Source organism: Halobiforma nitratireducens JCM 10879 (genome assembly GCF_000337895.1).
Classification (GTDB): Archaea; Halobacteriota; Halobacteria; order Halobacteriales; family Natrialbaceae; genus Natronobacterium; species Natronobacterium nitratireducens.
The window spans coordinates 1-2,490 of record NZ_AOMA01000176.1; the positions used below are offsets into that span (position 1 = coordinate 1).

General features: G+C 62.4%; 4 protein-coding genes. 1 reads left to right on the forward strand and 3 read right to left on the reverse strand.

Annotated elements, in window-relative coordinates; all coding sequences use genetic code 11:
- A partial coding sequence (locus C446_RS16260; protein WP_152419462.1) for an AsnC family protein occupies positions 1–101 on the reverse strand: 101 nt, incomplete at its 3' end.
- Between the two features lie 386 nt (positions 102–487).
- Positions 488–652 carry a hypothetical protein gene (locus C446_RS19160; protein ID WP_160162982.1) on the reverse strand — a complete coding sequence of 55 codons (165 nt, stop codon included), beginning with the start codon at positions 650–652 and terminating at the stop codon, positions 488–490.
- A gap of 203 nt (positions 653–855) precedes the next feature.
- On the opposite strand from C446_RS19160, the gene C446_RS16265 reads away from it, so the two are divergent.
- A complete protein-coding gene (locus C446_RS16265; protein ID WP_006674220.1) occupies positions 856–1,668 on the forward strand; it encodes a hypothetical protein in 813 nt (270 codons plus the stop codon).
- 141 nt (positions 1,669–1,809) lie between these two features.
- Here the strand turns inward: C446_RS16265 and C446_RS16270 are convergent, their stop codons facing one another.
- Positions 1,810–2,391, reverse strand: coding sequence for a hypothetical protein (locus C446_RS16270; RefSeq protein WP_006674221.1), 582 nt, complete (start codon positions 2,389–2,391; stop codon positions 1,810–1,812).
- Positions 2,392–2,490: the final 99 nt, after the last annotated feature.

A 2,490-nucleotide genomic window follows, 5' to 3' on the forward strand; every position in this document is an offset into this window, starting at 1 on the left:
GTGCCGACCATATCGGCCATCTCCGCGGCCGTCGCTCCCCGTGCGTTCTGCTGGAGAAGATGGAGGATTCCCCGGTCGATATCGTCGAGATTGTGAACCATGGTAGGATATACGGCCTCCCCCTCGAAAGAGGTTGGTCCAGTCACACCGTCCGATAATACACCCGACAGGCGGGGAATCGACGGGATCGGAAGAGCGAACGCGCCTCTGCCCTGTGTGACGTCGTCGAGGACGAACGACCCCCTCTCGTCTCGGTCGCCGGGCTCGCCTCCCGCCACTGTTCAGACCCAGTTGCGAGAGGACGACGGACCCACAGTCCTCAGTGAGCTCCCGAGCCGCCGTACCCGTGTGTCGAACAGTAGTTCGGACCGTTCTGGTCGTATCCCCCGTTTCGGGCCGGCTGACGGAACGGTCCTCTAGGCGGGAAAGAGGAGGTGGTTCGAGAGAGGACCTCGTCCGCGAACGCGACTCGAGGTCGTGTCGACAGTTACGATTCGGGCGACTCGACCGAACTGCCGGTGCGTCTGATCGATCCGTAGGCTTTCATGCGGGCGTACGCGACGCCAGCACCGAAACCGACGACTCCGGTCAGGCCGGCGATTCCGGCGGCGATACCTTCGCTAACGCCGTGGTGGAGGATGGTTGGGTCCATGCGTCCATCGAAGACTTTCTCTTTGTCCTACATAAATTATACTATCTTATTTTTTATAATGCAATCTCATTTGTTCTGGTCGGGTGATGGGGCGAGTTTCAGCCACCACCGTTCGCGTACTCGTCCGTGTCGCTTGTTGTCGGAAGTAATATTCGTCTGACCCCATCGCAGTATTTATCAGTCTCGTGTCGTTATAGAGATACATGAATCGACGAACGGTGCTGCAGTTCGCCGGTATCTCTGGAACGGCGGCAATGGCTGGCTGTCTCGCCGATGGGCTGGGCAGTGACCCCGACGGCAACGGCGACGGCGAGTCAGCCGAAGACGACGACACGCCGACAGACGAGAGCGGCGACTCCGCGGACGGGACGACCGACGGCGACCCGGACCGTTCTCCGGCGGAAACGGTCGTCGCCTTCTACGAGGCGATCGCCGACGACGATCTCGACCGGGTCGACGAACTCCGACACGGCGACGCCGAACCGTTCGCGGAAGACGACCTCGAGGGCGAGCCCACCGTCGAAGCGACGGAGACGATCGCGATAGACGACGACACCGCGACGGTGGAAATGCTCGTGATGCTCAGCGGTGCAAGCGTCGCCACCGGCTGGTTCGTCGACCTCGAGCGGGAGGACGGTACGTGGCGCGTCCGTGAGCTCCACTACGCCATGCCCGACGACGAGACGGTACTCAGACCGAACGCCAGGTTCGAGATCGACCGCGGGGACGAGAGCCAACAGGTCACCCACGTTTCGGGAGACGAGGTCCAGGCGTCGACCCTCTACGTCCGTGGCGATGGCCTCGAGCAGACCGGATCGTGGACGGATATCGGCGGCGACGCGAGCGGGGGGACCGACGACGAGCCGACAGTCACTGCCGGTGACAGCGTCACCGTCGGTGTCGAGGACGAGTACTCCCTCGCGGTCGTCTGGGACGACGGCGAGGTCGCCGTCGGCCTCGCGCAAGTGGCCGGTGCGACCGACACCGCAACGGCTAGCTCGGATTCCGGCAGGTGACTCGTCGTTCGGTTTCGGTCGCGATCCCGGTCCCCGCCCGGCGAGACCGACGATGTCGAAACCGTTCCGGCTATCCGGGTCGTCTACGGCCTGGTGAGTGGTCGGGCCACCTGTTAGGGGACACTGCTTGCCACTGGTTCGCTACCGCAGGTGTTCGAGGATCTGCAGAAACCGAAACGCGGGCTCACCGTACGACTTCGTCTCCGTAGCTGCGAGTGTTCGAAGCTCCTCGATACGCTCGGTGTAGGTCTCGTTGATCACGAGATCGATCCCCGTTCCGATGCCGGACTCGTCGTTCGCTTCGAGGTCCGCGGACAGCGCTTCGAGGCCGTCGGTTAGGTAGCCGTCCGCGAGGGACGGAGCCCACAACTGGAGGACGTACTCGTCTGCGTCGTCGAAGACGCGTGTCACGTACTCGTAGTCGGAGCGAAACTTGCTCTCGAGTTTCTCGAGCGAGTACTGGTAGCTATCGTTGCCGTAGTCGGCCCACTTGTCCGTCTCGGGCGTTCCCGAGTACGCAGCGCCACCGAGATGAGTGACAACTTCGCAGGCGTAGACGGTCTGTATGCCGTCGCTCGAGTCGATCGCGACGACGTCGATCTCCATCTGTTCGCCGTCCGCTTTGGACCTCGAGTTGTAGCTGACCACTTCGGCGTCAGTGACGAGGGCGTGGTACCCGCCGACGAGGAGTTCGCCGACCTGGGCGTTCGACACCATTCCCATCGCTGTTTACATCATGCTCCGTTGCGAGGTCATCTAATCCTCCTCTCAGGCGTTCACTCCACTGTTCTTCGTGAGACTTGTAGGGAATTGGACGCCGTC

Excerpts from the sequence above, each read along its gene's own strand:
- C446_RS16265 (WP_006674220.1), top strand. The coding sequence starts at position 856 with ATGAATCGACGAACGGTGCTGCAGTTCGCCGGTATCTCTGGAACGGCG.
- C446_RS19160 (WP_160162982.1), bottom strand. The coding sequence starts at position 652 with ATGGACCCAACCATCCTCCACCACGGCGTTAGCGAAGGTATCGCCGCC.
- C446_RS16270 (WP_006674221.1), bottom strand. The coding sequence starts at position 2,391 with ATGGGAATGGTGTCGAACGCCCAGGTCGGCGAACTCCTCGTCGGCGGG.